The organism is Shewanella colwelliana ATCC 39565 (assembly GCF_000518705.1).
Lineage (GTDB): Bacteria > Pseudomonadota > Gammaproteobacteria > Enterobacterales > Shewanellaceae > Shewanella > Shewanella colwelliana.
On record NZ_JAEC01000025.1, the window covers coordinates 60,799 to 82,035 of the forward strand.

A 21,237-nucleotide genomic window follows, 5' to 3' on the forward strand; every position below is an offset into this window, starting at 1 on the left:
TTTTGTCAGTGGTGCGTTTTGAACAGATAGGACAGTTACTAAGCATAGCTTGCCTGTTATGCAGTTTTTCAGTGGTTAGCGCGGGAACCATGAGGGTTTGTGTCGATCACTATCCGCCGTTTCAGGTGTTATCTGCTGATGCGGAGCCGATTGGTGAAAATATTGCTGCATTACGATTGATGGCTAAGCTGCTTGAACATGACTTAAGTTTTGAAACTAGTCCCAATTTTGCGCGTTGCTTACACATGCTAGAAGGGGGCCGTGTTGATGTGGTCGCGGGGTTAATCGATAAGCCAGAACGCCACACTTACAGCTATTTTTTGCCCTTTAGACCCGATAGTCGTTACGTATTTATTAGCCTCAAAGGTTTCAACAATGTCAAGGATTATGAGGGACTGATTGACGCCTCTATTGGGGTTTCGAGAGAAACGCAATATTTTGAGCGTTTCGACAATGATCAGCGCCTACGTAAAGTCATGACCAACGATATGATTTCTGCCACGAATATGTTGCTGCGAAGCCGTTTCGATATTTTAATATTACCCAAGGTTGTATTGCCCAGCCTCAAGAAATACTATCCAGAATTTGAACAGAAATTAAAGGTTCACCCCTATACGTATGAAGAGATTAGGCCGATTTATTTTGGTGTGAGTAAAAAGCATCAGATGAATATTTCACTGCTTGAGATGGAACGTATTATTGGTGAGGCCTATGAGCAAGAACGATTTATGAGCGAAGTTGAACAGTTTATCTTGGAGCATATTGAGCTGTATTAAAAAAGAGACCCTAGGGTCTCTTTTTTGTTATTCCAATCTAGTAGGCGCTCTCATGAACAGATTGCACCGCACGGCCTGAGGGGTCAATGATCCCTTGTAAGCTTTCATCCCAAGCGAGTGCTTCAGGGGTAGAGCAAGCGACAGACTTGCCACCAGGGACGGTTTCCGCAGCCGATGCAAGCGGGAAATGTTCTTCAAAGAAGCAACGATAGAAGTAAGCTTCTTTTGTTTCTGGCGTGTTATAGGGGAACCTAAATTTGGCATTGGCCAGTTGTAGGTCATCGACCTGCTCAGCAGCATGATCTTTCAGCCCGTCGATCCATGAATAGCCTACACCATCACTAAACTGCTCTTTTTGACGCCATGCAACCTCTTTAGGTAATTTGTGCTCAAACGCCTGACGTAAAATGTGTTTTTCGATCCGGCCGTCTTTAGACATTTTGGCTTCTGGATTGATTCGCATGGCGGTGTCGATAAACGCTTTGTCCAAGAAAGGCACGCGGGCTTCTAAGCCCCAAGCGGCCATGGCCTTGTTGGCGCGTAGGCAATCAAACAGGTGAAGCTTATCCAGTTTACGCACTAGCTCTTCATGGAATGCCTGTGCATTAGGGGCTTTATGGAAGTAAAGATAACCGCCAAATAGCTCATCAGCTCCTTCACCCGACAACACCATTTTAATCCCCATCGCTTTGATCTTACGTGCCATAAGGTACATAGGGGTTGCGGCACGAATAGTGGTGACATCATAGGTTTCTAAGTGATAGATCACATCTTTAAGGGCATCGATACCATCTTGAAATGTAAAGGTGATTTCGTGATGAATCGTGCCAATGGCATCGGCAACTTTTTTTGCTGCGATAAGATCAGGCGCACCCTCTAAGCCAACTGCAAATGAGTGCAACTGTGGCCACCAAGCATCAGACTCGCCATCATCTTCGATGCGACGTTTAGCAAAAGTCTGGGTTATGGCTGAGATGACTGAGGAATCGAGTCCACCCGATAGCAGTACGCCATAAGGCACATCTGACATCAGCTGACGCTTAACGGCCGCCTCTAAAGCTTCACGTAGTTCATCGACACTGGCTTCGTTATTTGCCACGGCACTAAATTCACGCCAATCGCGTTGATAATATTGCGCATAGCCAGCTGGTGTTAGATATTGACCTGGTTTGAACTCCTCAACGGTTTTACATACAGGCATTAATGCTTTCATCTCTGAGGCAACATAGAAGTTACCTTCTGTGTCGTGGCCGGTATAGAGCGGAATAATACCCATATGATCACGACCCACTAAATAGGTGTCTTTAGTTTTGTCATACAGTACAAAGGCAAAAATACCATTAAGCTTATCGAGAAAATCACAGCCATACTCTTGGTAAAGCGCAAGAATGACTTCGCAATCTGAGTTGGTTTGGTAGCTGTATTTATCGCCTAACTCAGCTTTAAGTTCTTTATGGTTATAGATCTCACCGTTAACAGCAAGGATCAGGCTTTCGTCTGTCGATAGCAGTGGCTGAGCACCATGCTCAATATCAACAATGGCTAAGCGCTCGTGAGCCAATATGGCTTTGTCGCTACTGTAGATCCCTGACCAATCCGGTCCGCGGTGACGTAATAGCTTGGACATTTCGAGAGCGACTTGACGCAGTGGCGCGGCGTCTGACTGAATATCTAAAATGGCGAATATTGAACACATAACAAAAGCTCCCAAAAACTAACTAAATCTCAATTGCTAATCACTTTGACAGCATTTTTCGCATTTGCCAAACCAAATTTTTGTGAAAACATCTGTTTTTGGTGGTTTTGGTTGAGGTTTTTGTAGGTGAATGCCGTTTAAAAATGAGATATCTACAACTAATTCGACATTTTACTGGGAAAAGTTAAGATTTATCCATTTTTGCAGCGTCAGATTTGCACTATCTTAAACTGTTATCTCATTTTTAATGATGGGCAAAAATAGCGTAATCATGATGATTATATGAACAAAAAAGGCTTCATTAAGAAGCCTTGTCATCGATTAAGGAAGCATTAGTCTGTAGTTGTTTTTGCTGGGCGCAGAGAGTGGAATTCAGTGCCCGGATAATAACCCGGCCAAGCGTCACTATTGCCAAGGGTCTGCGCAGCTTGATAGTAGACACCTAAATCCTGCAGGGCTCCCGACAGATCCCAATCAGCGCGATATTCATCACAGACATTGTGATAGCAGCCTTTCATCTTCTCTTTCATGGATGACCGGTAGGTTTTTGATGCCTCATCGGCAGGTTCGTTACCGCCGCCCGCGAAGACCGCTGGCACGCCATATTTGGCAAAGCTGAAGTGATCTGAGCGGAAAAATCCTCCCGATTCAGGACGGGACTCGCTAACAGCAATACGCTGCTGAGCACTAGCTGCGGTTGTTAAGTAGGTTTCGAGTTCTGACTTACCCTTACCGACAATGGTGTAATCACTAGTACGCCCATAGATGTTGGTGCTGTCTAAGTTAAATACTGCTACCGTTTTTTCTAATGGATAGAGTGGGTTGGCGGCGTAGTAGCGCGAGCCTAATAAGCCTTGCTCTTCGCCAGTTGTCGCGATAAAGGTTACCGAGCGCTTCAATGGGGCGCCATTTTTTGCGCTAAGCGAGAACTGTCTCGCGATTTCCAAGATACCAGCTGTGCCTGACGCATTGTCTAACGCGCCATTATAGATTTGATCACCCTCTTTATTTGGGTCTACGCCAATATGGTCCCAATGTGCGGTAAACAATAAGTGTTCATCACTGGCACTGCTGCCCGGCAGGGTCGCGACTACATTATAGCTGTTGGCATATTCCGCCTTATTGGTAAAAGCAATATTGGCCGTTTTCTCAAGCTCGACGTTAATTGGGCTGCTTGCCGCACGATCGCTCAAGGTTGCGAGCGATAAGCCTGCGGCGTTAAATAGCTCCTTGGCTTTATCCATTGTGAGCCAACCTTCAACGGTAACTCGACCATCTTGGGTCGTTTTGTCGAAAACAAGATCTTGTTGTGCGCCAGTCCAGCTATTTTCAACCACAGACCAAGGATAAGAAGCTGGCTTAGTATCATGGATGATGATTGCCCCAAGCGCACCCTGGCGACTGGCTTCTTCAAATTTGTAGCTCCAACGGCCGTAGTAGGTCATGGCCTTGCCATTGAATTTGCCTGATTCAGGTAACGCAAATCCGGGATCGTTGACTAACATCACCGCAATCTTGCCGCGCATATCTAAGCCATGATAGTCGTTCCAGTCATACTCAGGTGCATTAACACCGTACCCGACGAAGACCAATGGCGCGTCTTTAATATCAACCTGTTGATTGTCATGACGACTACCCAGCACGATATCGGTGCGGTGATGCATGACAATGCCACCTAATGATATCTGCTGTGTTTCACTCGCGGTATAGCTCACCATAGGTACTGCTTGCAGGTAACTGCCTTGATTGGCACCTTCAAGGCCTGCGGCGGCGAAGGCTTTTGTGAGGTAGTCGAGGGTGAGCACTTCCCCTTGGGTCGTGGGTGCTCGACCTTCAAATTTATCGGAAGAGAGTGACTGTATATCTTGCCTAAATCGAGTTTCGTTAAATTCAGGTGGAGTGAGGCTGGTTTGCATCGCTGTAGGGTGCTGGCTGCAGGCACTTAAGCTTATAAGCGCACAAGCCGACAAAAGTAGTCGCATGGTGTGTCCTATTATTTATTATCGTTATTTATTTTTGTTATAAATTGTATGTTTTAGGACAGCTATGATGGATAAGATGGCGCACTTTATCAAGTGTGCCATCTTATTAAAATGTTACGCTTTATTACCTTGTGGTGGTGACGTTAAATGACGTCAATATCTCCCGCACAATCGAAAATATGGTTGGGCCTGAAAGGCTCTTTTTCAACATCTTTTAGCTGACTGACCCCACTGGTCACCAAGATAGTTTCAAGACCTGCTTGGAAGCCCGCCAAAATATCAGTACGCATATTATCACCAATGATGACGGTGTTTTCAGAGTGGCCATTAATGTGATTTAAGGCAGAGCGAATGATCCAAGAGCTGGGTTTTCCAACATAGAAGGGCATACGGCCACTGATGCGTTCAATGGGGGCACATAATGCGCCACAGGCTGGGCTATGAGCTGGACCATGGGTGTCGGGGTTAGTCGCGATAAAACGCGCACCTTCGGCGACAAAACCTGCCGCCTTATGGATCATATCCCAGTTATAAGAACGTGTTTCGCCAACGATCACAAAATCGGGGTTGATATCGGTAATGGTGAAACCTGCCTTATAGAGCTCGTGGGTGAGGGCGCCCTCACCTATGACAAATGCTTTGTCGCCGGTTTGATGCTTTAAAAAATCAGCAGTGGCCATCGCTGAGGTGTAAAAGCACTCTTCTGGTACATTAATACCGGCGGCTCCCAGACGGTTTTGTAAGTCTTTACCGGTTTGAACAGGATAGTTGGTGAGGATAACGAGCGGGTTGCCCTGTTCAAGAATGCGGTGAATAAATTTATCACTGCCAGGAATGAGCTTATTGTTGTGCAGTAATACTCCGTCAATATCACAAATTACATTTTTCATCTAAGACTTCCATTGATCACTGTGAAATAGCATTGTGACCTTATATAAAGCCAAATTCTGTCGGAATACAAACACTTTTATTGGGAACTGCGTAACTAGAGTTGTTTTGATGCGTCTTGGAGCCACGTGATCTTGGCTCTCTCATCCACCGCAGAATTAGGCGCAAAAAAAAGCACTATCTGTGATAGTGCTTTGATTATTTAGCTGAGAGTATTATTACTCGGTAGCATACCCTGCTTCGCCTAACGGGTTGCCATCCAAGAGGGCGATGCCATTTTTCATCGCTAACCTGTTCTGGCTAAACCATTTAACGACCAACGGATAGATAGCATGCTCTTGTTCATGAACGCGCTCAGCTAAAATAGTGGCGTCATCTTCAGGGTAGACTGGTACTTTAGCCTGTAAGATCACTGGGCCAGCATCGAGCTCAGGTGTCACAAAATGCACCGAAGTACCATGCTCGCTGTCACTATTGTCAATCGCGCGCTGGTGAGTATTAAGCCCAGGGTATTTAGGGAGCAAAGAGGGATGAATATTGATCATTCTCCCCTCAAATTGCTGAACAAACTCGTCGCTCAATATGCGCATAAAGCCAGCTAGCACGATAAGATCGGCTTGGTACTTGTCGATAGCTTGCTTCAAGCGAACATCATAATTGGCACGGGTTTCACCTTGGTGCGCTATCACGCAACTGGTATCTATCTCGCTGTGATGAGCGCGTACCAGCCCATAAGCATCGGGCTTGTTACTCACCACACCGACAACTTCTGCCTGCAAATTATCATCACAACCGTCGATAATAGCCTGTAAATTACTGCCATTACCTGAGATTAAAACTAATACGCGACAGCACTGTGGCATTATAAAATCTCCACTTGCTCTTCGTCACCATTGCGCGCAGCAATGTCACCGATAAGCCAAGCGTTTTCACCTTCAGCTTTTAGCAAGGTCAATGCACTGTCGACTTCATCTTGCGGGAGGGCAATAATCATACCCACACCACAGTTAAAGGTTCGATACATTTCAAATTCAGCGATGTTGCCATTGGTCATTAACCAGTTAAACACGGTTGGCCACTGCCAAGAGTCACCTTTAACCACAGCTTTTGCATCGTCAGGGAGCACGCGTGGGATATTCTCCCAAAATCCGCCGCCAGTGATATGGGCCATAGCATGGATATCGTTTTGCTCAAGCAGCTTAAGTAGCGGCTTAACGTAGATTTTGGTTGGTTCAAGTAAATGGTCTATAAGTGGCTTGCCTTCTAGATCCTGCTGCGGATCGGCTTGACTCACTTCAAGTACTTTACGGATAAGTGAATAACCGTTTGAGTGCGGTCCACTTGAACCTAAAGCGATCAGTGCATCACCAGCGACAACTTTGGAGCCGTCTAGCACTTCCTCTTTTTCAACAGCGCCGACACAGAAGCCTGCAAGATCATAATCTTCGCCTTCGTACATGCCTGGCATTTCAGCGGTTTCACCACCGATTAATGCACAACCCGATTGGGCACAGCCTTCGGCGATACCGTTGACGACAGAAGTTGCGGTGTCAACGTCTAACTTGCCAGTGGCATAGTAGTCGAGGAAGAACAGTGGCTCAGCGCCAGCAACGATTAAATCGTTCACGCACATTGCAACTAAATCAACACCAACACTGTCGTGTTTTTTATAATCGATAGCCAGTCTAAGCTTGGTACCAACACCGTCGGTGCCAGAAACAAGAACTGGATGTTTGTACTTAGTTGGTAGCTCGCAAAGGGCACCAAATCCACCTAGGTTACCCATAACTTCTGGGCGGTGGGTACGTTTAACAGCAGACTTAATATTATCAACAAGGGCATTGCCAGCGTCGATATCAACACCTGCATCTTTGTAGCTTAGCTGGGTAGGAGTGCTCACGGAGGATCCTCTCGGGTACATCGTTATTGGATTTTTATGCGGCGCTATTCTATCAGCTTGTGACAGCGGTCGAAAGTGATGATTTTGCTTATTCAAGCGGACTTAGGTCACGATTTACCGTGTTTGTAAAACTTTATGTTTTCCATTATGAACAAATCTACTAGAATCGGTACAATTTGCTGGAAAAAACACTGGAAAAGTATCAGGAGAAAACGATGAAAGTGGTCGAAGTTAAGCATCCTTTAGTACGTCATAAAATTGGATTAATGCGTGAAGGGGACATCAGTACCAAACGTTTCCGTGAGTTAGCTGCCGAAGTGGGCAGTTTACTGACTTATGAAGCAACTGCTGATTTCGAAACTGAAAGAGTGACCATCGAAGGTTGGAATGGCCCAGTGGAAGTTGAACAGATCAAAGGTAAAAAGGTCACTGTCGTGCCAATTTTACGTGCAGGTCTGGGTATGATGGACGGTGTACTTGAGCATGTACCGAGTGCGCGTATCTCTGTTGTGGGTATCTACCGCGATGAAGAGACATTAGAGCCAGTTCCATATTTTGAGAAGCTTGCTAGCAATATGCATGAGCGTATCGCGCTGGTTGTCGACCCTATGCTTGCAACGGGTGGCTCGATGATTTCGACGATCGATCTACTTAAAGAGCGTGGCTGTACAGCGATTAAAGCTCTTGTGTTGGTGGCAGCCCCTGAAGGTGTTAAAGCGCTAGAAAAAGCCCATCCTGATATTGAGCTATATACTGCTTCAATCGATCAATGCCTAAATGAGCAAGGTTATATCTTGCCGGGTCTTGGTGATGCGGGTGATAAAATTTTTGGTACTAAGTAAGTCGTTATCAAATACTCTGTATTAAGTAATCCGTTTTTAAGCTTACGTATTACCTAAACAGAAAAAGGGAGCCAATGGCTCCCTTTTTTATGGCTCGAATTTTACTACAGCACCATAGCCGCTATCCAACCAAAGACCAACAAGGGAATGTTGTAGTGGATAAAGGTTGGGATCACACTGTCTCTAATGTGGTCATGCTGCCCGTCGGCATTTAAACCTGCGGTAGGGCCTAAAGTTGAGTCGGACGCTGGCGAGCCAGCATCTCCTAGCGCGGCAGCGGTGCCAACCAATGCAATCGTCGCGGGCACAGAAAAGCCAAAGGTAATCGCGAGTGGCACATAGATGGTCGCAATAATCGGGATAGTTGAGAAAGATGAACCTATGCCCATGGTGATTAATAGTCCCACCACTAACATCAAGAATGCAGCAAGTGCTTTGTTATCCCCGATAAGGTATGACAGGGATTCAACTAGAGTGCCGACATCTCCCGTTTCCTTTACAACGGCGGCAAAGCCCGCTGCGGAGATCATAATAAAGCCAATGTTGGCCATCATGCGCACACCTTGATTAAAGATATCTTGGTCTGCAACGTGTTTAAGTGCGCCAGAGAAACTGAAAATAATAAAGCCAATTAGCGCGCCAAAAATCATTGAGCCGGTATAGAGCTGTACCGCTAATGTCGCTGCAACGGCAACCAAGGCGATAACAATGTTACGCTTATTAACGCCTTCTTCGGGTTCAGCGGCTAATATCAACTGCTCTTCATACTCTCGCGGTTTTCGGTAGCTGATAAACACCGCCACTAAGAGTCCGCTAATCATGCCTAAAGCAGGGATCAGCATGGCAGATGGGATTTGCTCACGTACAGCATTAAGGTTGTTGTTGTTTAAATTTGCTAGCAAAATATCGTTAAGAAAGATACCACCAAAGCCAATAGGTAAAATCATATAGGTGGTGACTAAACCAAAAGTCAACACGCATGCCACTAGGCGGCGGTCTATACGCAGCTTGGACATTACATGAAGTAGCGGTGGGATCAAAATTGGAATAAATGCGATATGAATGGGCAAAATGTTTTGCGATGACACTGCCATCGCGAGTATCGCCAACAATAGTAACCAACGCACACGATTGAGGTTTGTGCTGTTTTGTTCTTTGCCTAACTGTGAGATCACTTTACGAGAAATTAGTGTCGTCAGCCCAGAGTGAGAAAGCGCTACCGCGAAGGCGCCGAGTAATGCATAACTTAATGCAATTTGAGCGCCGCCACCTAAGCCTGTGTTAAAGGCATCGACGGTATGTTGTAAGTCCATACCGCCCACTAAGCCAGCCACTAATGCACTGACTGTGAGTGCGATAACAACGTTTACTCGGGCGAGGCTGAGGCCCAACATTAGGCAAACAGCAATAACAACTGCATTCATATTTATTCTTTCTGATTTTTTATAAAGTATTTGGAGGCTATTTTTGCCAGTATTAGCAAGGCTTGTCCAGCCAATCGGCGTTTTATCTGTAAAAAATAGTGAGATGTAACTGAACTGTATTTAAGTTTACTGTGTAACTGTGAATAACGATACAAAGGGTAAGGTTATCGCGCACAGTTATTGGGCAACTAGATGAATATTTATTAAAAAAGGTGACAATGATCCCAAATAGCTTGTGTCCAGCGAATGACTGCCTATAATGCTTTTTAGTTCATAATTAAAAGCTTTTTCAATCCATAGATGGAGATATAAAATGAGCGTATTAGTAGGCCGTCCGGCCCCTGATTTTACTGCTGCAGCGGTTCTTGGTAACGGCGAAATCGTAGACAGCTTTAACCTAAGCGAAGCAATCAAAGGTAAAACTGCTGTTGTATTCTTCTACCCACTTGATTTCACTTTCGTTTGCCCATCTGAATTGATCGCTTTCGATCACCGCATGGATGAGTTCAAGAAGCGTGGCGTTGAAGTGATTGGTGTTTCAATTGACTCTCAGTTTACTCACAATGCATGGCGTAATACCCCAGTAGACAAGGGTGGTATTGGCCAAGTTCAATACACGCTTGTGGCTGACGTTAAGCATGAAATCTGTAAAGCCTATGACGTTGAACATCCAGAAGCTGGTGTTGCATTCCGTGGTTCTTTCCTTATCGACAAAGAAGGTCAAGTTCGTCACCAAGTGGTTAACGATCTTCCACTAGGTCGTAACGTTGATGAAATGATCCGTATGGTTGATGCACTTCAGTTCCACGAAGAGCACGGTGATGTTTGTCCTGCTGGTTGGGAGAAAGGTGACAAAGGTATGGATGCAAGCCCAGAAGGTGTAGCTTCTTACCTCACTGATAATGCAGACACACTATAATCATTTGATTTAGTGAGCTGTATTTAAAAGCCGCGATTATCGCGGCTTTTTTGTGCCATTTTTATCTTATTTTTGCATTACAAGGCTTGCTCTTAAGCAAGACGGTTGGTATATCTAAAGCATGTTGTTAACGGTTTGTGAGATGCCATATTGAAACTAAACACCGTATTGCTATTTAGTTTATTGTTGATCAGTCAACAAGTATGGGCTGAAACGACACTGTCTTACAATGTGTCAGGCTCAAGTAGCTGGTACCCTTATTACATCAGTGAAACCGCAGATCGCCCAGGGATTCTAGGTGAATTAGTCCCGCAAATATTTGCTAAAGCAGGGATTAAATTAAAGAAAAAGAAACTTCCACCTAAACGCACTAATAGCGCGTTAGAGACTGGTCAGCTAGATTTTGACGTGGTCAGCCCTAGCTGGTTTGAACATCAAGACTTAGGTGAGTTATTTGTCCAATCTGATCCCCTGTTTCCAATCAAAGAACATATTATTGTTTTAAATGAAAATGTGACCGAATGGCAGTCAATCACCAAGATAAAAAATCAACAGATTGGCACAGTACATGGTTACCTTTATCACGACGATGATCAATTTATGCGGATAGATTTTAAGTCTGAACGCGAGTTGGTGATGGCCCTGAAAAAGCAACGTGTGGCCGCTGCGATATCGGGCGACCTCACCGCGCTTTATTGGGCAAAAGAGCTAAATATAGGCATTGGCTTGGCCGCTTTACACTCAGATGGAGAGTTAGTGGTCAGGATCAGGAAAGAACATGAACAGCTATTGCCACAGATTAATCAAGCCATAGCGATGTTAAAGCACAATGGTGCGATTGATGCGATAGTCGACAAATATGTGTCAAGGTCACCCACTCATAAACCAGTGAGTGACGTCTCGGTCAATAACTAGGCTTCAATTTCGTCATCTTGCGCGATAGGCCAGCCTCCTAAGGCTTTCCATTTATTGACGATATGACAGAATAACTCGGCAGTACGCTCAGTGTCATACAGTGCCGAGTGAGCTTCTTTATTATCAAAATCGATACCCGCGATAGCGCAGGCTTTGGCCAACACAGTGTGACCAAGCGCCAGTCCTGACAGGGCTGCGGTATCAAAGGTGGCAAAAGGGTGAAACGGCGTGCGTTTTAATCCAACACGGTCGATAGCTTTAGTCACAAAGCCATGATCAAAAGCCGCGTTATGGGCGACAATAATACTACGGTGACAACCGCTGTTTTTCTGCGCTTTTTTAACTTCTTTAAATATCTCTAAAAATGCCTCTTTCTCAGACACCGCGCCGCGTAACGGGTTCGTGGGATCAATGCCATTAAAGGCTAGCGCTTCAGGCTCTAAATTAGCTCCCTCAAAAGGTTCGATATGAAAATGCAGGGTTTTATCTAAGACTAAATCCCCCTCATCATTCATCTTTAGCAGGGTGACAGCAATTTCAAGCAACGCATCGGTCTGGGCGTTAAAGCCTGCAGTTTCTACATCGATAACCACGGGGAAATAGCCCCTAAAGCGGTGGTTTAGTTTATTGGCGTCGCAAATATCGCTCATCAAAATATCCAAATAATTAGTCAGTGGCTATTATGAAGTATCTAGCGTTACCTTGTCATGTTTGATTGGCTAATATATAAGCTAAAGGAATGCTTAAAGAAGCCGATAGGGTTAAGTAACACATTTAATATGAGTGATTGTCTATGTTGGGTAGGGTGCTATTTGCTGTAACAGGATTACTGGTCGCGGGCTTGCCTATGCTCGCCAATGCCGAGTTGCGCCATTATGTTGCATCATTAGAGCAGTCTCAGTGGCGATTGAGTGATAATACCCCTATCGTATGTCGTCTTGAGCATGAGATCCCCTCATACGGTAAAGCGGTATTCACCAGTCGTGCAGGCAAAGATCATGACTTAAATTTTACTCTCGATATGTGGGTAAAACCTGATGAAGTGACTAATGCAAAATTGATGAGTATGGCTCCATCCTGGCGTCCAGGACTGTTATCAAAACCGATTACTGAACTCACTTATCAAAAGTATTTTAGTGGAGAAGTCCCTAAAAATGCCGCGTGGTCTATGCTCAATGAGCTAGAGCGTGGCATGCAGCCTACCTTTTATTATTCAGATTGGTATAACCGGTCGAGTAAAGTTGCCGTGGGGTTATCAGCAGTGAATTTTGGTCGTCAATATTCTGAGTTTCGCTCCTGCCTGGCGAATCTTTTACCTTATAGTTTTGAGGATATTGCGTTTACCGTTCTAACCTACCAAGCTGGTGGTACGGAATTGACTCGCTACGCTAAAGCGCAGATTGCGAAGGTACAAGAATACTTGGCTTACGATCCAGAAGTAGAATTGGTGCTTATTGATGCCTATACCGATAGCTACGGTGGTCGTTCTGTTAACCAGAAGGTGTCTGAGAAACGTGCAGACTCGGTTAAGCAGTTTTTCCTATCAGCTGGCATTCCTCAAGAGCGTATCCACACCGAAGGACATGGTGAGCGCCGTCACGTTGCCTCAAATGCCACGATTGATGAACGATCGCGTAACAGGCGAGTTGTCATTAGGTTAAGTAAGCCACTTTAACTCGCAAGCGACATACCAATCAGCCCCGCTATAAAGCTGGGCTTTTTTGTGGGTCATTTTCCTTCAGGTAAAAAAAAGCCCACTTAATACTAAGCGGGCCGCAAATAATATATTGCAATCAACAAATTGAAGGAAGGAAGTCAAGCATAAGAACCAGGGATAGATTCACGTGCCTCGCACACAAATCTGGAGTTCTTGTTTTCAAATCTGCTGGGAGCAGACACTTCCTGAAAACAGGGCGAATTATAGGGTCAGACCTTTATATCGTCCAACTAAAAAAATTCCTGAAATTGATTACTTTTACTAATGAATCGTCGGGGCTGTATTTTGGGCAGATTCACTAATAATGCTTGTTTGCGAGTGGTTAAGCAGATTCCATGCATAATTTGACGGTTTAATTAATTCATCCATGTTAGTTTTTTATTAACGTTTACACCTTGGACTCGATTTGATGAATTTTTTTAACCCGTTGCGCAGTTTTTTTTTACTTGTATAGTACTTCGTTAATGGGACGGCGTTCACATTACAAGATGAATAATAAATAGATAACCAGGACGGCAATAGATGGCTCTAAAAGCGATTATCTCTAAACAACACCTGCTTATTGCAGGGCTTGGGTTGACATTAATGGGATGTCAGCACAACAGCGCAACTGTTGAACAATCAACGCAGGCAGTTTCTGCAACAGGCGTAGTGGAAACAATCCATGGCGTAGAGGTGGCAGACCCATACCGTTTCCTTGAAGAGGAAACTGATGCGACCCATCACTGGGTGAAGCAGCAACAGCTTGCTGGTCAAGCGTATTTGGCCAAGATAGACAACAAGCAAGCGATTGTTGGCCGTATTACCGAGCTGTGGAATTTCGAGAAAGTGACGGCCCCCTCCGAGCATGGTGACAACACCTTCTTCTACCGCAATGATGGCTTGCAGGCTCAATCTGTGCTTTACGTTAAAAATAGTGCTGGCGAAGAGACCGTTGCGTTAGATCCTAATGGCTTTTCTACCGACGGTACAGTGGCCTTAAGTGGTGTGTCTGTCAGTGGCGACGGCAAAACAATCGCTTACGGTGTGTCTAAATCGGGTTCAGATTGGCAGCAATGGCAGTTTGTCGATGTTGCTACAGGCAATAAACTGAGCGACGAGCTCAAATGGATTAAGTTTTCCAGTGCTGAGTGGAGCAAGGACAACCAAGGCGTTTATTACTCTCGATATGATGCGCCAGAGGGCGGTAATCTGTTAGCTGATGTCAATTTCAACCAAAAAGTGTACTTTCACAAATTGGGGACCAGTCAGTCGCAAGATGTATTGGTGTATGAACGTCCTCAAAATAAAGATTGGGGCTTTGGGGCAGAAGTCTCTGAGAAGGGCGATTACCTGCTGATTTCTATATCTCAAGGTACCGATAGTCGCAACCGCTTCTTTTATAAGTCGCTCAAGGATGCTAATGCCAAAGTTGTAGAGTTGATTGTTGATCTGGAAGCTGAATACAGTTTCTTGGGCAATGACAAGTCAGTGTTCTATTTTAAGACTGACTTAAATGCACCCAACGGTAAAGTGATTGCCATTGATGTGAATCGTCCCGCAAAGGCAAACTGGAAAACCATTATTCCAGAGTCTCAAGATCCCATTAGCAATATAGCGATTATTAATGATCACTTAGTTGTTAGTTACTTGCATGATGTATTAGGTCAATTGTCGATATTTAGCATGGATGGCGTTAAACGTCAGGATGTCGATCTACCGGGGAAAGGTAAAATAGCGGGCCCTTACGGTAAACGTAGCAAAGATTACTTCTACTACACCTTTAATAGTTACGTTCAGCCTCAGACAACCTATAAGTTTGATTTTAAAACAGGGAAGTCAAGTTTATATGCCAAGCCAACAATCTCTTTTAACCCTGATGACTATGTTTCTGATCAAGTCTTCTACGCCAGTAAAGATGGTACTCGTGTGCCGATGATGGTGTCTTATAAGAAGGGGTTAAAGCTAGATGGTAATAACCCGACACTTTTATACGCCTATGGTGGTTTTGCCATTTCGCTAACTCCTCGTTTCAGCCCTGCCAATATTGCTTGGATGGATATGGGGGGGATTTATGCGGTGCCTAACCTTCGTGGTGGTGCCGAATATGGTGAAAGCTGGCATCAAGCGGGGATGTTCGATAAGAAACAGAACGTATTTGATGATTATTATGCGGCGGCCGAATACTTGATTGATAACAAGTATACTAATAGCAAAAAACTTGGTGCCTATGGACGTAGTAACGGTGGCCTCTTGATGGGTGCAGCCCTAACACAGCGCCCAGAGCTTTTTGCAGCTGTTCTTCCAGCGGTTGGTGTGCTGGACATGTTGCGCTTCCATAAGTTCACCATTGGTTGGGCATGGACCAGTGAATATGGCAGTGCCGATGTTGCTGAGCAGTTCCCAGCATTGCTGGCTTATTCGCCTTACCACAACATTAGTGAGCGGGCGTATCCAGCGACTATGGTCATGACTGCCGATCACGATGATCGTGTGGTGCCGCTGCATAGCTTTAAATTTGGAGCCTTGTTACAAGATAGGCAAAAAGGTGATGCGCCAGTGATTATGCGTATCGAATCTAAAGCGGGTCACGGTGCGGGTAAGCCAACCTCTATGAAAATCGATGAGTTTGCCGACATCTACAGCTTCTTGTGGCACAACTTTGGATTGAAGGTGCCAGCCAAAATAGGCCAATAATCGTCATTGATGTTAAAAAGGGAAGTATTAACTTCCCTTTTTTATTAACAAAATTTTATGAAGTTAGTGAGACGTGACGTTATAGGAGCCATTCACAATTGCTCGCGCTCTAGGTATAGTAGGCCTCTATTTTATCCAATGCTGGGCATGTAGATTTAATGTTCCGATGGCCGATATTTGTTTATTACGAAGATACCGATGCTGGTGGCGTTGTGTATCACTCCAACTATCTCAACTTTTTTGAGCGCGCTCGCAGTCAGTGGCTAAAGCACATGGGCGTAAAGCAAACCCAACTGCTTAATGACGATATTGCTTTTGTGGTGAAAAAGGCTGAATTGGATTTTAAAGTCGCAGCACGATTTGAGCAGGACCTTTTTGTCGAAACTGAGGTCATACAGTTGAAGAGAGCGTCATTACTGTTTCGCCAGCGTTTGGTTGATGATGATGGATTGCTATATTGCGAAGGGCAAGTTTTAGTGGCATGTGTTGCATTGTCGCAGATGAAGCCTAGAGCCATTCCCCAAAATATTGTTCAGGAGTTTGATGGTGGAAGCTGATATTTCTTTTGTTAGTCTTTTTTTACAGGCAAGTTTGTTAGTTAAATTTGTCATGCTGACGCTGTTAGCACTATCTGTTGTGTCATGGGCGGTTATTATTCAACGTCGTCGTCTTCTGACTACCGCTAGAGAGCGCTCACTTAAATTTGAAGACAAGTTTTGGTCGGGTGTCGATCTTAATAAGTTGTATAAAGAGTTAGCGGCACGCCAAGACAGTAATGCGGGTCTCGAAGCGCTGTTTTTTACCGGCTTTAAGGAGTACGCACGTTTAAACAAGCTCAACGGCAAAGTGCCTGCAGCGGTGATGGACGGTAGTTACCGAGCGATGCGGGTTTCTCTATCACGTGAAATGGAAAAGCTTGAAACTCATTTACCTTTATTGGCTACCATTGGCTCAACCAGTCCTTATATCGGTCTATTTGGTACCGTATGGGGGATCATGAACTCCTTTATTGCGCTTGGCGCCGTTGAAAATGCCACACTAGCCATGGTTGCCCCAGGTATTGCCGAGGCATTGATTGCAACGGCCATGGGCTTGTTTGCTGCGATTCCCGCGGTTATTGCCTATAACCGTTTTTCGACTCAAGTTGATAAAATTGAGATGTCATACGCGAACTTTATGGAAGAGTTTTCGAGTATCTTGCATCGTCAAGCATATAGCGAGAAGGAAGAGATATAATGCAGCAAGGTTATCAGCGTAAGCGGCGCCGCCCGGTAGCTGAGATCAACGTTGTACCCTATATCGACGTGATGTTAGTACTGTTGATCATTTTTATGGTCACGGCGCCCATAGTGACCCAAGGGGTTAAAGTTGACTTGCCGCAAGGGGCTGCTGAGGCATTACCTGCAGACAGCAAACCACCTGTGGTGGCTTCAATTGACGCCGATGGGGATTACTATCTCGATGTTGGCAGCAGTAGCACTAAAGAGACATTGGATTTAGAAGAGATTGCTACCCGTGTTGCAGCGATTATCCAGTTAGAGCCAGAGCGCCCCGTGGTGGTTAAAGCTGACAGAACGATTGCTTATGAAAAGGTGATTCAATTGATGGTGACGCTGCAAGGTGCAGGGGTGCCGTCGGTAGGCTTGATGACAGACTCACCTGAGGAGTAGATGGGTGGCAGCTAAATCAGATTTTACAATACCATTGGTTATTTCAGCGACTATTCATATTGGTGTGATAGTTGTTGTGGCCATGGGTGTCGATTTCGATGAAAAGCCTAAAGTGGTCCCTCAAGTTAGTGCTCCAGCGGTGCAAGCTGTGGTGGTCGACCAGAAGCAGGTTACTCAATATGCCGAGAAGCTTAAAGCTGAAAAACGCGAAGCTGAACGCAAAGAGAAAGCGCGTCAAGATGAGTTAGATCGAAAAGCCCGCGAGGCAAAACAAGCCCGTGAGCGTGAGCAAGCAAAGATTAAAAAGCTTGAGCAACAGCGTAAGCAAAAAGAGATTGAAACGCAAAATGCAGCTGCCGCAGCCAAGGCCGCGCAGTTGAAGCAAAAACAGGAAAAAGAGAAAGCGGCCCAAGCCGAAGCTCAGCGTAAAAAGAAAGAAGCGGAGCGTAAAGCCTCTGAAGAAGCAGCAGCTAAAGCTGAGGCCAAACGCAAGCAAGAGGAAGCCGCAGCGAAAAAAGCCGCTGATGAACGCAAACGTAAAGAGGAAGCTGAGCGTAAGCGAAAAGCGGAAGAGCAGGCGCGTTTAGAACAAGAGCGGATGATGCAAGAGGCATTAGCTGCCGAACAAGCCGCGTTGTCGCAAACCCGTAATAAGCAGGTTGTCAGCGAAGTACAGCGTTATACGTCGATGATCCGAGCGACTATTCAGCGTAATTTAGTGGTAGACGAATCTATGCGGGGGAAAAGTTGCCGTGTATTTGTTCGTTTAGCCAAAGATGGATTTGTCACCGGTAGTGAGATTTTATCTGGTGATCCGGTTGTTTGCCGAGCGACTAAAGCGGCGATTAACAAGGCGGGTCGATTGCCTGTCTCACAAGAAGCTGATGTTTATAATAAGCTAAAAGAGATAAATTTAACCGTTCAACCGGAATTTAATTAAAGGGGTTTCATGAAAGTTTTCGGGAAATGGCTCATCTTAGGGCTGATGTTTTGCACTTTACCAGCGAAAGCGGCATTAGATATTGTGATCACCGAAGGGGTTGATGCCGCTCGTCCAATCGCGGTGATTCCGTTTGTTTGGCAAGGCGCGACACCAATGCCACAGCAGATCTCTGACGTGGTGATGTCAGATTTAGCGCGCAGCGGTACCTTTAAACCTATTGATGAGCTTGGGTTACCCCAGCGCAATATCAGCACTGTCGCTAACTTTGACGTAAAAGCCTGGTCTGGCGTTGCGGCAGAGGCGGTTGTGATGGGCTCGGTCAAACCCTTTGGCCCAGATCAATATCTCGTTAATTTTGAATTGATTGATTTGGTTAAAGCACAACTGCAGTCAAATGGCCCCACTGCAAAAGCTGAATACCTTATCGACAGTCGCGAAACCGTGATCACGGCTGCCCAGTTTAGACAGTATGGCCATAGGATCAGCGATATCGTTTATGAAAAACTGACTGGTGTACGTGGCGCATTTTTAACACGTATTGCCTATGTGGTTGTTGACCATCAAGAAAAATCACCGTACAAATTGATGATTGCGGACTATGACGGTTATAACGAGCAGATGTTATTGCGCTCCCCAGAGCCGTTAATGTCGCCAACCTGGTCACCAGATGCTCGTAAATTAGCGTATGTAAGTTTCGAGAACAAAAAAGCCGAAGTATTTGTTCAAGATATTTACACTCAGCAGCGCGCTAAAGTCACCAGCTTTCCAGGCATAAACGGTGCGCCGTCGTTTTCACCTGATGGTCGAAAATTAGCGGTGACCTTATCTAAAGATGGTCAGCCAGAAATTTATGTAGTTGATATAGAAACTAAGGCGATTAAGCGCGTGACCAACCATTATGCTATCGATACCGAAGCCTCTTGGACACCAGATGGTCAATCTTTAATCTTTACCTCTGAACGTGGCGGCCGTCCGCAACTGTATCAAGTCATGCTGGCTTCGGGTAAAGTGACGCGACTTACTTTTGAAGGCGAGTGGAACCTAGGCGGTTCAATTTCACCTGACGGACGCAGTATGGTGTTTGTAAACCGCACCAACGGTAAATTTAATATTGCAAGAATGGATTTAGAAACCCGCTTTATGCAGGTACTGACTACCACGCGCCTTGATGAATCACCAAGCGTTGCGCCTAATGGCACTATGGTCATCTATGGCACCACCTATCAGGGCAAGCAAGTATTAGCGGCAGTCTCTATGGATGGACGTTTTAAGGCAAGACTGCCAGTCGGTCAAGGGGAAGTAAAATCACCCGCTTGGTCACCTTTTTTATAATTAGAATTTAGTAAGGATGTAAACATGGATCTTAACAAGCTGTTTAAAGCTATGGTCGTAGCACTGCCTATTATGGCGATCAGTGCATGTAGCTCTACCTCTGAATCTGAAACTGACGCAACCAGCTCTATGGGCGGTAGCGAAAGTGGTCAGGTCGTCTCTGGCGGTGGTGTCGAAACCGGTGGTGTCGCGCCAATCCTGACACCAGAAGAGCAGCAGCGTCTTAAGTATCAAGAGCTACGTAAAGAGCATATCATCTACTTCGATTTTGACCGCAGTTCAGTATCATCAGAGTTCTCAGAAGTGCTTAACGCCCACGGTGATTATCTATCTGAACATCCAAATGTTCGCGTGATGATTGAAGGACATGCTGATGAACGCGGCACGCCAGAATACAACATCGCGTTAGGTGAACGTCGTGCAAAAGCCGTTGCTAAGTATTTACAGAGCATGGGTGTGTCACCAAGCCAAATGAGCATTGTTAGCTATGGTGAAGAGAAACCATTAGACTTTACGCGCACAGACGATGGCTTTGCTAAGAACCGTCGCGCAGTACTCGTTTACTAAAAAAGGATTTCGATAGGGTTAACTATGAAAAAAGCCGTACTTACCGCGGCAATTCTGATGAGTGTTGGTGTAGCGGTAGCTGCACCAGCGCCTGTAGAAGATATTGCTGGTGGTTCAACTGACGATAGAGTTGCGCGTTTAGAGCGTATGCTTAAAGCAAAGCAGGCGAGTGAATATGAAACGCAACAACGTTTAGACACTTTGCAGCAGGAAGTATTAGATCTTCGTGGTTTAAGTGAGCAGCAAAACTATCAAATAAGTCAGATGTTGCAGCGTCAACGCCAGCTTTATGAAGATATTGCTAATCTTACTAGCAGTAAAGCCGCAGCAGCTGCCACGGTAACAACGGCTGACAGTTCAGGGCCTTCATCTTCATTAGGTGAAACAGCAAGCTATGAGCGTGCGGTTAATTTAGTGCTCAAAGAACGTAAGTATGATGAAGCAATCCCAGCATTTCGTGACTTCATCAAACAGTACCCTGAGTCAACTTATGCTGCCAATGCTAACTATTGGTTAGGACAGCTACTGTACAACAAAGGTGAATTGGCTGATGCTGCTAACGCTTTTGATACAGTCGTTAAACAGTTTAATGATTCAAATAAGCGCGGTGACAGTCTCGTTAAGTTAGGTATGATCGCAGAGAAGCGTTCGGACAGTGCGAAGGCGAAGGTTTATTATCAACAAGTTGTTAAAGAATATGCGAATAGTGCTGCTGCTCGAATCGCTAAACAACAGTTGGCGGGTCTTTAATCTGTAATTAACCAAAAAACATACTCTTAGTCTGTTTTTCATGCAAACAATAAAAAATGGGAAATTTGCACTTGCATGAGAAGATGAAAAAGGTATTATAGGCGCCCTCAGAGCGGCACAGTCGTTTGAGACACTAAATCAGCAAGATTTAGTCGTTAGATGGGTCGTTAGCTCAGTTGGTAGAGCAGTTGGCTTTTAACCAATTGGTCGAAGGTTCGAATCCTTCACGACCCACCACTT

The 21,237-nt window shown here is 45.2% G+C and carries 20 protein-coding genes and 1 tRNA gene; 14 read left to right on the forward strand and 7 right to left on the reverse strand.

Annotation, left to right across the window (positions count from 1 at the left end; all coding sequences use genetic code 11):
* Nucleotides 1-8: 8 nt before the first annotated feature.
* Nucleotides 9-776 carry a substrate-binding periplasmic protein gene (locus tag L876_RS0112165; protein ID WP_028764061.1) on the forward strand — a complete coding sequence of 256 codons (768 nt, stop codon included), beginning with the start codon at nucleotides 9-11 and terminating at the stop codon, nucleotides 774-776.
* Between the two features lie 37 nt (nucleotides 777-813).
* Here L876_RS0112165 and asnB read toward each other — a convergent pair whose 3' ends face one another.
* The 5 genes from asnB to purM form a co-directional block, all read right to left on the reverse strand.
* Nucleotides 814-2,472 (reverse strand): asparagine synthase B, encoded by a 1,659-nt coding sequence (asnB, locus tag L876_RS0112170; RefSeq protein WP_028764062.1) that lies wholly within the window; start codon nucleotides 2,470-2,472, stop codon nucleotides 814-816.
* A gap of 332 nt (nucleotides 2,473-2,804) precedes the next feature.
* Nucleotides 2,805-4,454 carry a M28 family metallopeptidase gene (locus L876_RS0112175; protein WP_028764063.1) on the reverse strand — a complete coding sequence of 550 codons (1,650 nt, stop codon included), beginning with the start codon at nucleotides 4,452-4,454 and terminating at the stop codon, nucleotides 2,805-2,807.
* A 143-nt stretch (nucleotides 4,455-4,597) separates the two neighbouring features.
* On the reverse strand, nucleotides 4,598-5,344 hold the full coding sequence (locus L876_RS0112185; RefSeq protein WP_028764064.1) for an HAD-IIA family hydrolase: 747 nt from the start codon (nucleotides 5,342-5,344) through the stop codon (nucleotides 4,598-4,600).
* A 216-nt stretch (nucleotides 5,345-5,560) separates the two neighbouring features.
* Nucleotides 5,561-6,205, reverse strand: a complete 645-nt coding sequence (gene purN / locus L876_RS0112190; protein WP_028764065.1) for a phosphoribosylglycinamide formyltransferase — start codon at nucleotides 6,203-6,205, stop codon at nucleotides 5,561-5,563.
* The gene (purM, locus tag L876_RS0112195) at nucleotides 6,205-7,242 is read right to left on the reverse strand and encodes a phosphoribosylformylglycinamidine cyclo-ligase (RefSeq protein ID WP_028764066.1); all 1,038 of its coding nucleotides are present in this window, start codon (nucleotides 7,240-7,242) and stop codon (nucleotides 6,205-6,207) included. Before purM ends, purN begins: the two co-directional genes overlap by 1 nt.
* 215 nt (nucleotides 7,243-7,457) lie before the next feature.
* On the opposite strand from purM, the gene upp reads away from it, so the two are divergent.
* Nucleotides 7,458-8,084 (forward strand): uracil phosphoribosyltransferase, encoded by a 627-nt coding sequence (upp, locus tag L876_RS0112200; protein ID WP_028764067.1) that lies wholly within the window; start codon nucleotides 7,458-7,460, stop codon nucleotides 8,082-8,084.
* Between the two features lie 104 nt (nucleotides 8,085-8,188).
* Here upp and L876_RS0112205 read toward each other — a convergent pair whose 3' ends face one another.
* The gene (locus L876_RS0112205) at nucleotides 8,189-9,508 is read right to left on the reverse strand and encodes a Na+/H+ antiporter family protein (protein WP_028764068.1); all 1,320 of its coding nucleotides are present in this window, start codon (nucleotides 9,506-9,508) and stop codon (nucleotides 8,189-8,191) included.
* Nucleotides 9,509-9,821: 313 nt separating this feature from the next.
* Here L876_RS0112205 and L876_RS0112210 point away from each other — a divergent pair, with 313 nt between their 5' ends.
* Nucleotides 9,822-10,427: a peroxiredoxin gene (locus L876_RS0112210; RefSeq protein WP_028764069.1), complete on the forward strand. Its 606-nt coding sequence runs from the start codon at nucleotides 9,822-9,824 to the stop codon at nucleotides 10,425-10,427.
* A 150-nt stretch (nucleotides 10,428-10,577) separates the two neighbouring features.
* The gene (locus L876_RS21680; RefSeq protein WP_245686982.1) at nucleotides 10,578-11,342 is read left to right on the forward strand and encodes a substrate-binding periplasmic protein; all 765 of its coding nucleotides are present in this window, start codon (nucleotides 10,578-10,580) and stop codon (nucleotides 11,340-11,342) included.
* Here the strand turns inward: L876_RS21680 and rnt are convergent.
* Nucleotides 11,339-11,992 (reverse strand): ribonuclease T, encoded by a 654-nt coding sequence (gene rnt, locus L876_RS0112220; RefSeq protein WP_028764070.1) that lies wholly within the window; start codon nucleotides 11,990-11,992, stop codon nucleotides 11,339-11,341. The genes L876_RS21680 and rnt overlap by 4 nt on opposite strands.
* Before the next feature lie 143 nt (nucleotides 11,993-12,135).
* Between rnt and L876_RS0112225 the strand changes: the two genes are divergently transcribed.
* The 10 genes from L876_RS0112225 to L876_RS0112270 all read left to right on the forward strand — a co-directional run bounded on the left by L876_RS0112225 (nucleotide 12,136) and on the right by L876_RS0112270 (nucleotide 21,234).
* Nucleotides 12,136-13,017 (forward strand): flagellar protein MotY, encoded by an 882-nt coding sequence (locus tag L876_RS0112225; RefSeq protein ID WP_081730693.1) that lies wholly within the window; start codon nucleotides 12,136-12,138, stop codon nucleotides 13,015-13,017.
* A 564-nt stretch (nucleotides 13,018-13,581) separates the two neighbouring features.
* The gene (locus tag L876_RS0112230; protein WP_028764072.1) at nucleotides 13,582-15,735 is read left to right on the forward strand and encodes a prolyl oligopeptidase family serine peptidase; all 2,154 of its coding nucleotides are present in this window, start codon (nucleotides 13,582-13,584) and stop codon (nucleotides 15,733-15,735) included.
* 158 nt (nucleotides 15,736-15,893) lie between these two features.
* Nucleotides 15,894-16,292 (forward strand): tol-pal system-associated acyl-CoA thioesterase, encoded by a 399-nt coding sequence (gene ybgC, locus L876_RS0112235; RefSeq protein ID WP_028764073.1) that lies wholly within the window; start codon nucleotides 15,894-15,896, stop codon nucleotides 16,290-16,292.
* The gene (tolQ, locus tag L876_RS0112240; protein ID WP_028764074.1) at nucleotides 16,282-16,971 is read left to right on the forward strand and encodes a protein TolQ; all 690 of its coding nucleotides are present in this window, start codon (nucleotides 16,282-16,284) and stop codon (nucleotides 16,969-16,971) included. Before ybgC ends, tolQ begins: the two co-directional genes overlap by 11 nt.
* Nucleotides 16,971-17,405, forward strand: coding sequence for a protein TolR (tolR, locus tag L876_RS0112245; protein ID WP_028764075.1), 435 nt, complete (start codon nucleotides 16,971-16,973; stop codon nucleotides 17,403-17,405). The genes tolQ and tolR overlap by 1 nt, the downstream gene beginning before the upstream one ends.
* Nucleotides 17,406-17,409: 4 nt before the next feature.
* Nucleotides 17,410-18,345 (forward strand): cell envelope integrity protein TolA, encoded by a 936-nt coding sequence (tolA, locus tag L876_RS0112250; protein WP_028764076.1) that lies wholly within the window; start codon nucleotides 17,410-17,412, stop codon nucleotides 18,343-18,345.
* A gap of 9 nt (nucleotides 18,346-18,354) precedes the next feature.
* The gene (gene tolB, locus L876_RS0112255; RefSeq protein ID WP_028764077.1) at nucleotides 18,355-19,680 is read left to right on the forward strand and encodes a Tol-Pal system beta propeller repeat protein TolB; all 1,326 of its coding nucleotides are present in this window, start codon (nucleotides 18,355-18,357) and stop codon (nucleotides 19,678-19,680) included.
* Nucleotides 19,681-19,704: 24 nt separating this feature from the next.
* Nucleotides 19,705-20,247 carry a peptidoglycan-associated lipoprotein Pal gene (gene pal / locus L876_RS0112260; RefSeq protein ID WP_028764078.1) on the forward strand — a complete coding sequence of 181 codons (543 nt, stop codon included), beginning with the start codon at nucleotides 19,705-19,707 and terminating at the stop codon, nucleotides 20,245-20,247.
* Nucleotides 20,248-20,271: 24 nt separating this feature from the next.
* On the forward strand, nucleotides 20,272-20,997 hold the full coding sequence (ybgF, locus tag L876_RS0112265) for a tol-pal system protein YbgF (RefSeq protein WP_028764079.1): 726 nt from the start codon (nucleotides 20,272-20,274) through the stop codon (nucleotides 20,995-20,997).
* A 161-nt stretch (nucleotides 20,998-21,158) separates the two neighbouring features.
* A tRNA-Lys gene (locus tag L876_RS0112270) sits at nucleotides 21,159-21,234 on the forward strand.
* The last annotated feature ends 3 nt before the right edge of the window (nucleotides 21,235-21,237 follow it).

Excerpts from the sequence above, each read along its gene's own strand:
- upp (WP_028764067.1), top strand. The coding sequence starts at position 7,458 with ATGAAAGTGGTCGAAGTTAAGCATCCTTTAGTACGTCATAAAATTGGA.
- ybgC (WP_028764073.1), top strand. The coding sequence starts at position 15,894 with ATGTTCCGATGGCCGATATTTGTTTATTACGAAGATACCGATGCTGGT.
- pal (WP_028764078.1), top strand. The coding sequence starts at position 19,705 with ATGGATCTTAACAAGCTGTTTAAAGCTATGGTCGTAGCACTGCCTATT.
- purN (WP_028764065.1), bottom strand. The coding sequence starts at position 6,205 with ATGCCACAGTGCTGTCGCGTATTAGTTTTAATCTCAGGTAATGGCAGT.
- ybgF (WP_028764079.1), top strand. The coding sequence starts at position 20,272 with ATGAAAAAAGCCGTACTTACCGCGGCAATTCTGATGAGTGTTGGTGTA.
- L876_RS0112205 (WP_028764068.1), bottom strand. The coding sequence starts at position 9,508 with ATGAATGCAGTTGTTATTGCTGTTTGCCTAATGTTGGGCCTCAGCCTC.
- L876_RS0112230 (WP_028764072.1), top strand. The coding sequence starts at position 13,582 with ATGGCTCTAAAAGCGATTATCTCTAAACAACACCTGCTTATTGCAGGG.
- L876_RS0112225 (WP_081730693.1), top strand. The coding sequence starts at position 12,136 with ATGTTGGGTAGGGTGCTATTTGCTGTAACAGGATTACTGGTCGCGGGC.
- L876_RS0112210 (WP_028764069.1), top strand. The coding sequence starts at position 9,822 with ATGAGCGTATTAGTAGGCCGTCCGGCCCCTGATTTTACTGCTGCAGCG.
- tolR (WP_028764075.1), top strand. The coding sequence starts at position 16,971 with ATGCAGCAAGGTTATCAGCGTAAGCGGCGCCGCCCGGTAGCTGAGATC.
- tolB (WP_028764077.1), top strand. The coding sequence starts at position 18,355 with ATGAAAGTTTTCGGGAAATGGCTCATCTTAGGGCTGATGTTTTGCACT.
- rnt (WP_028764070.1), bottom strand. The coding sequence starts at position 11,992 with ATGAGCGATATTTGCGACGCCAATAAACTAAACCACCGCTTTAGGGGC.
- L876_RS0112175 (WP_028764063.1), bottom strand. The coding sequence starts at position 4,454 with ATGCGACTACTTTTGTCGGCTTGTGCGCTTATAAGCTTAAGTGCCTGC.
- asnB (WP_028764062.1), bottom strand. The coding sequence starts at position 2,472 with ATGTGTTCAATATTCGCCATTTTAGATATTCAGTCAGACGCCGCGCCA.
- L876_RS0112185 (WP_028764064.1), bottom strand. The coding sequence starts at position 5,344 with ATGAAAAATGTAATTTGTGATATTGACGGAGTATTACTGCACAACAAT.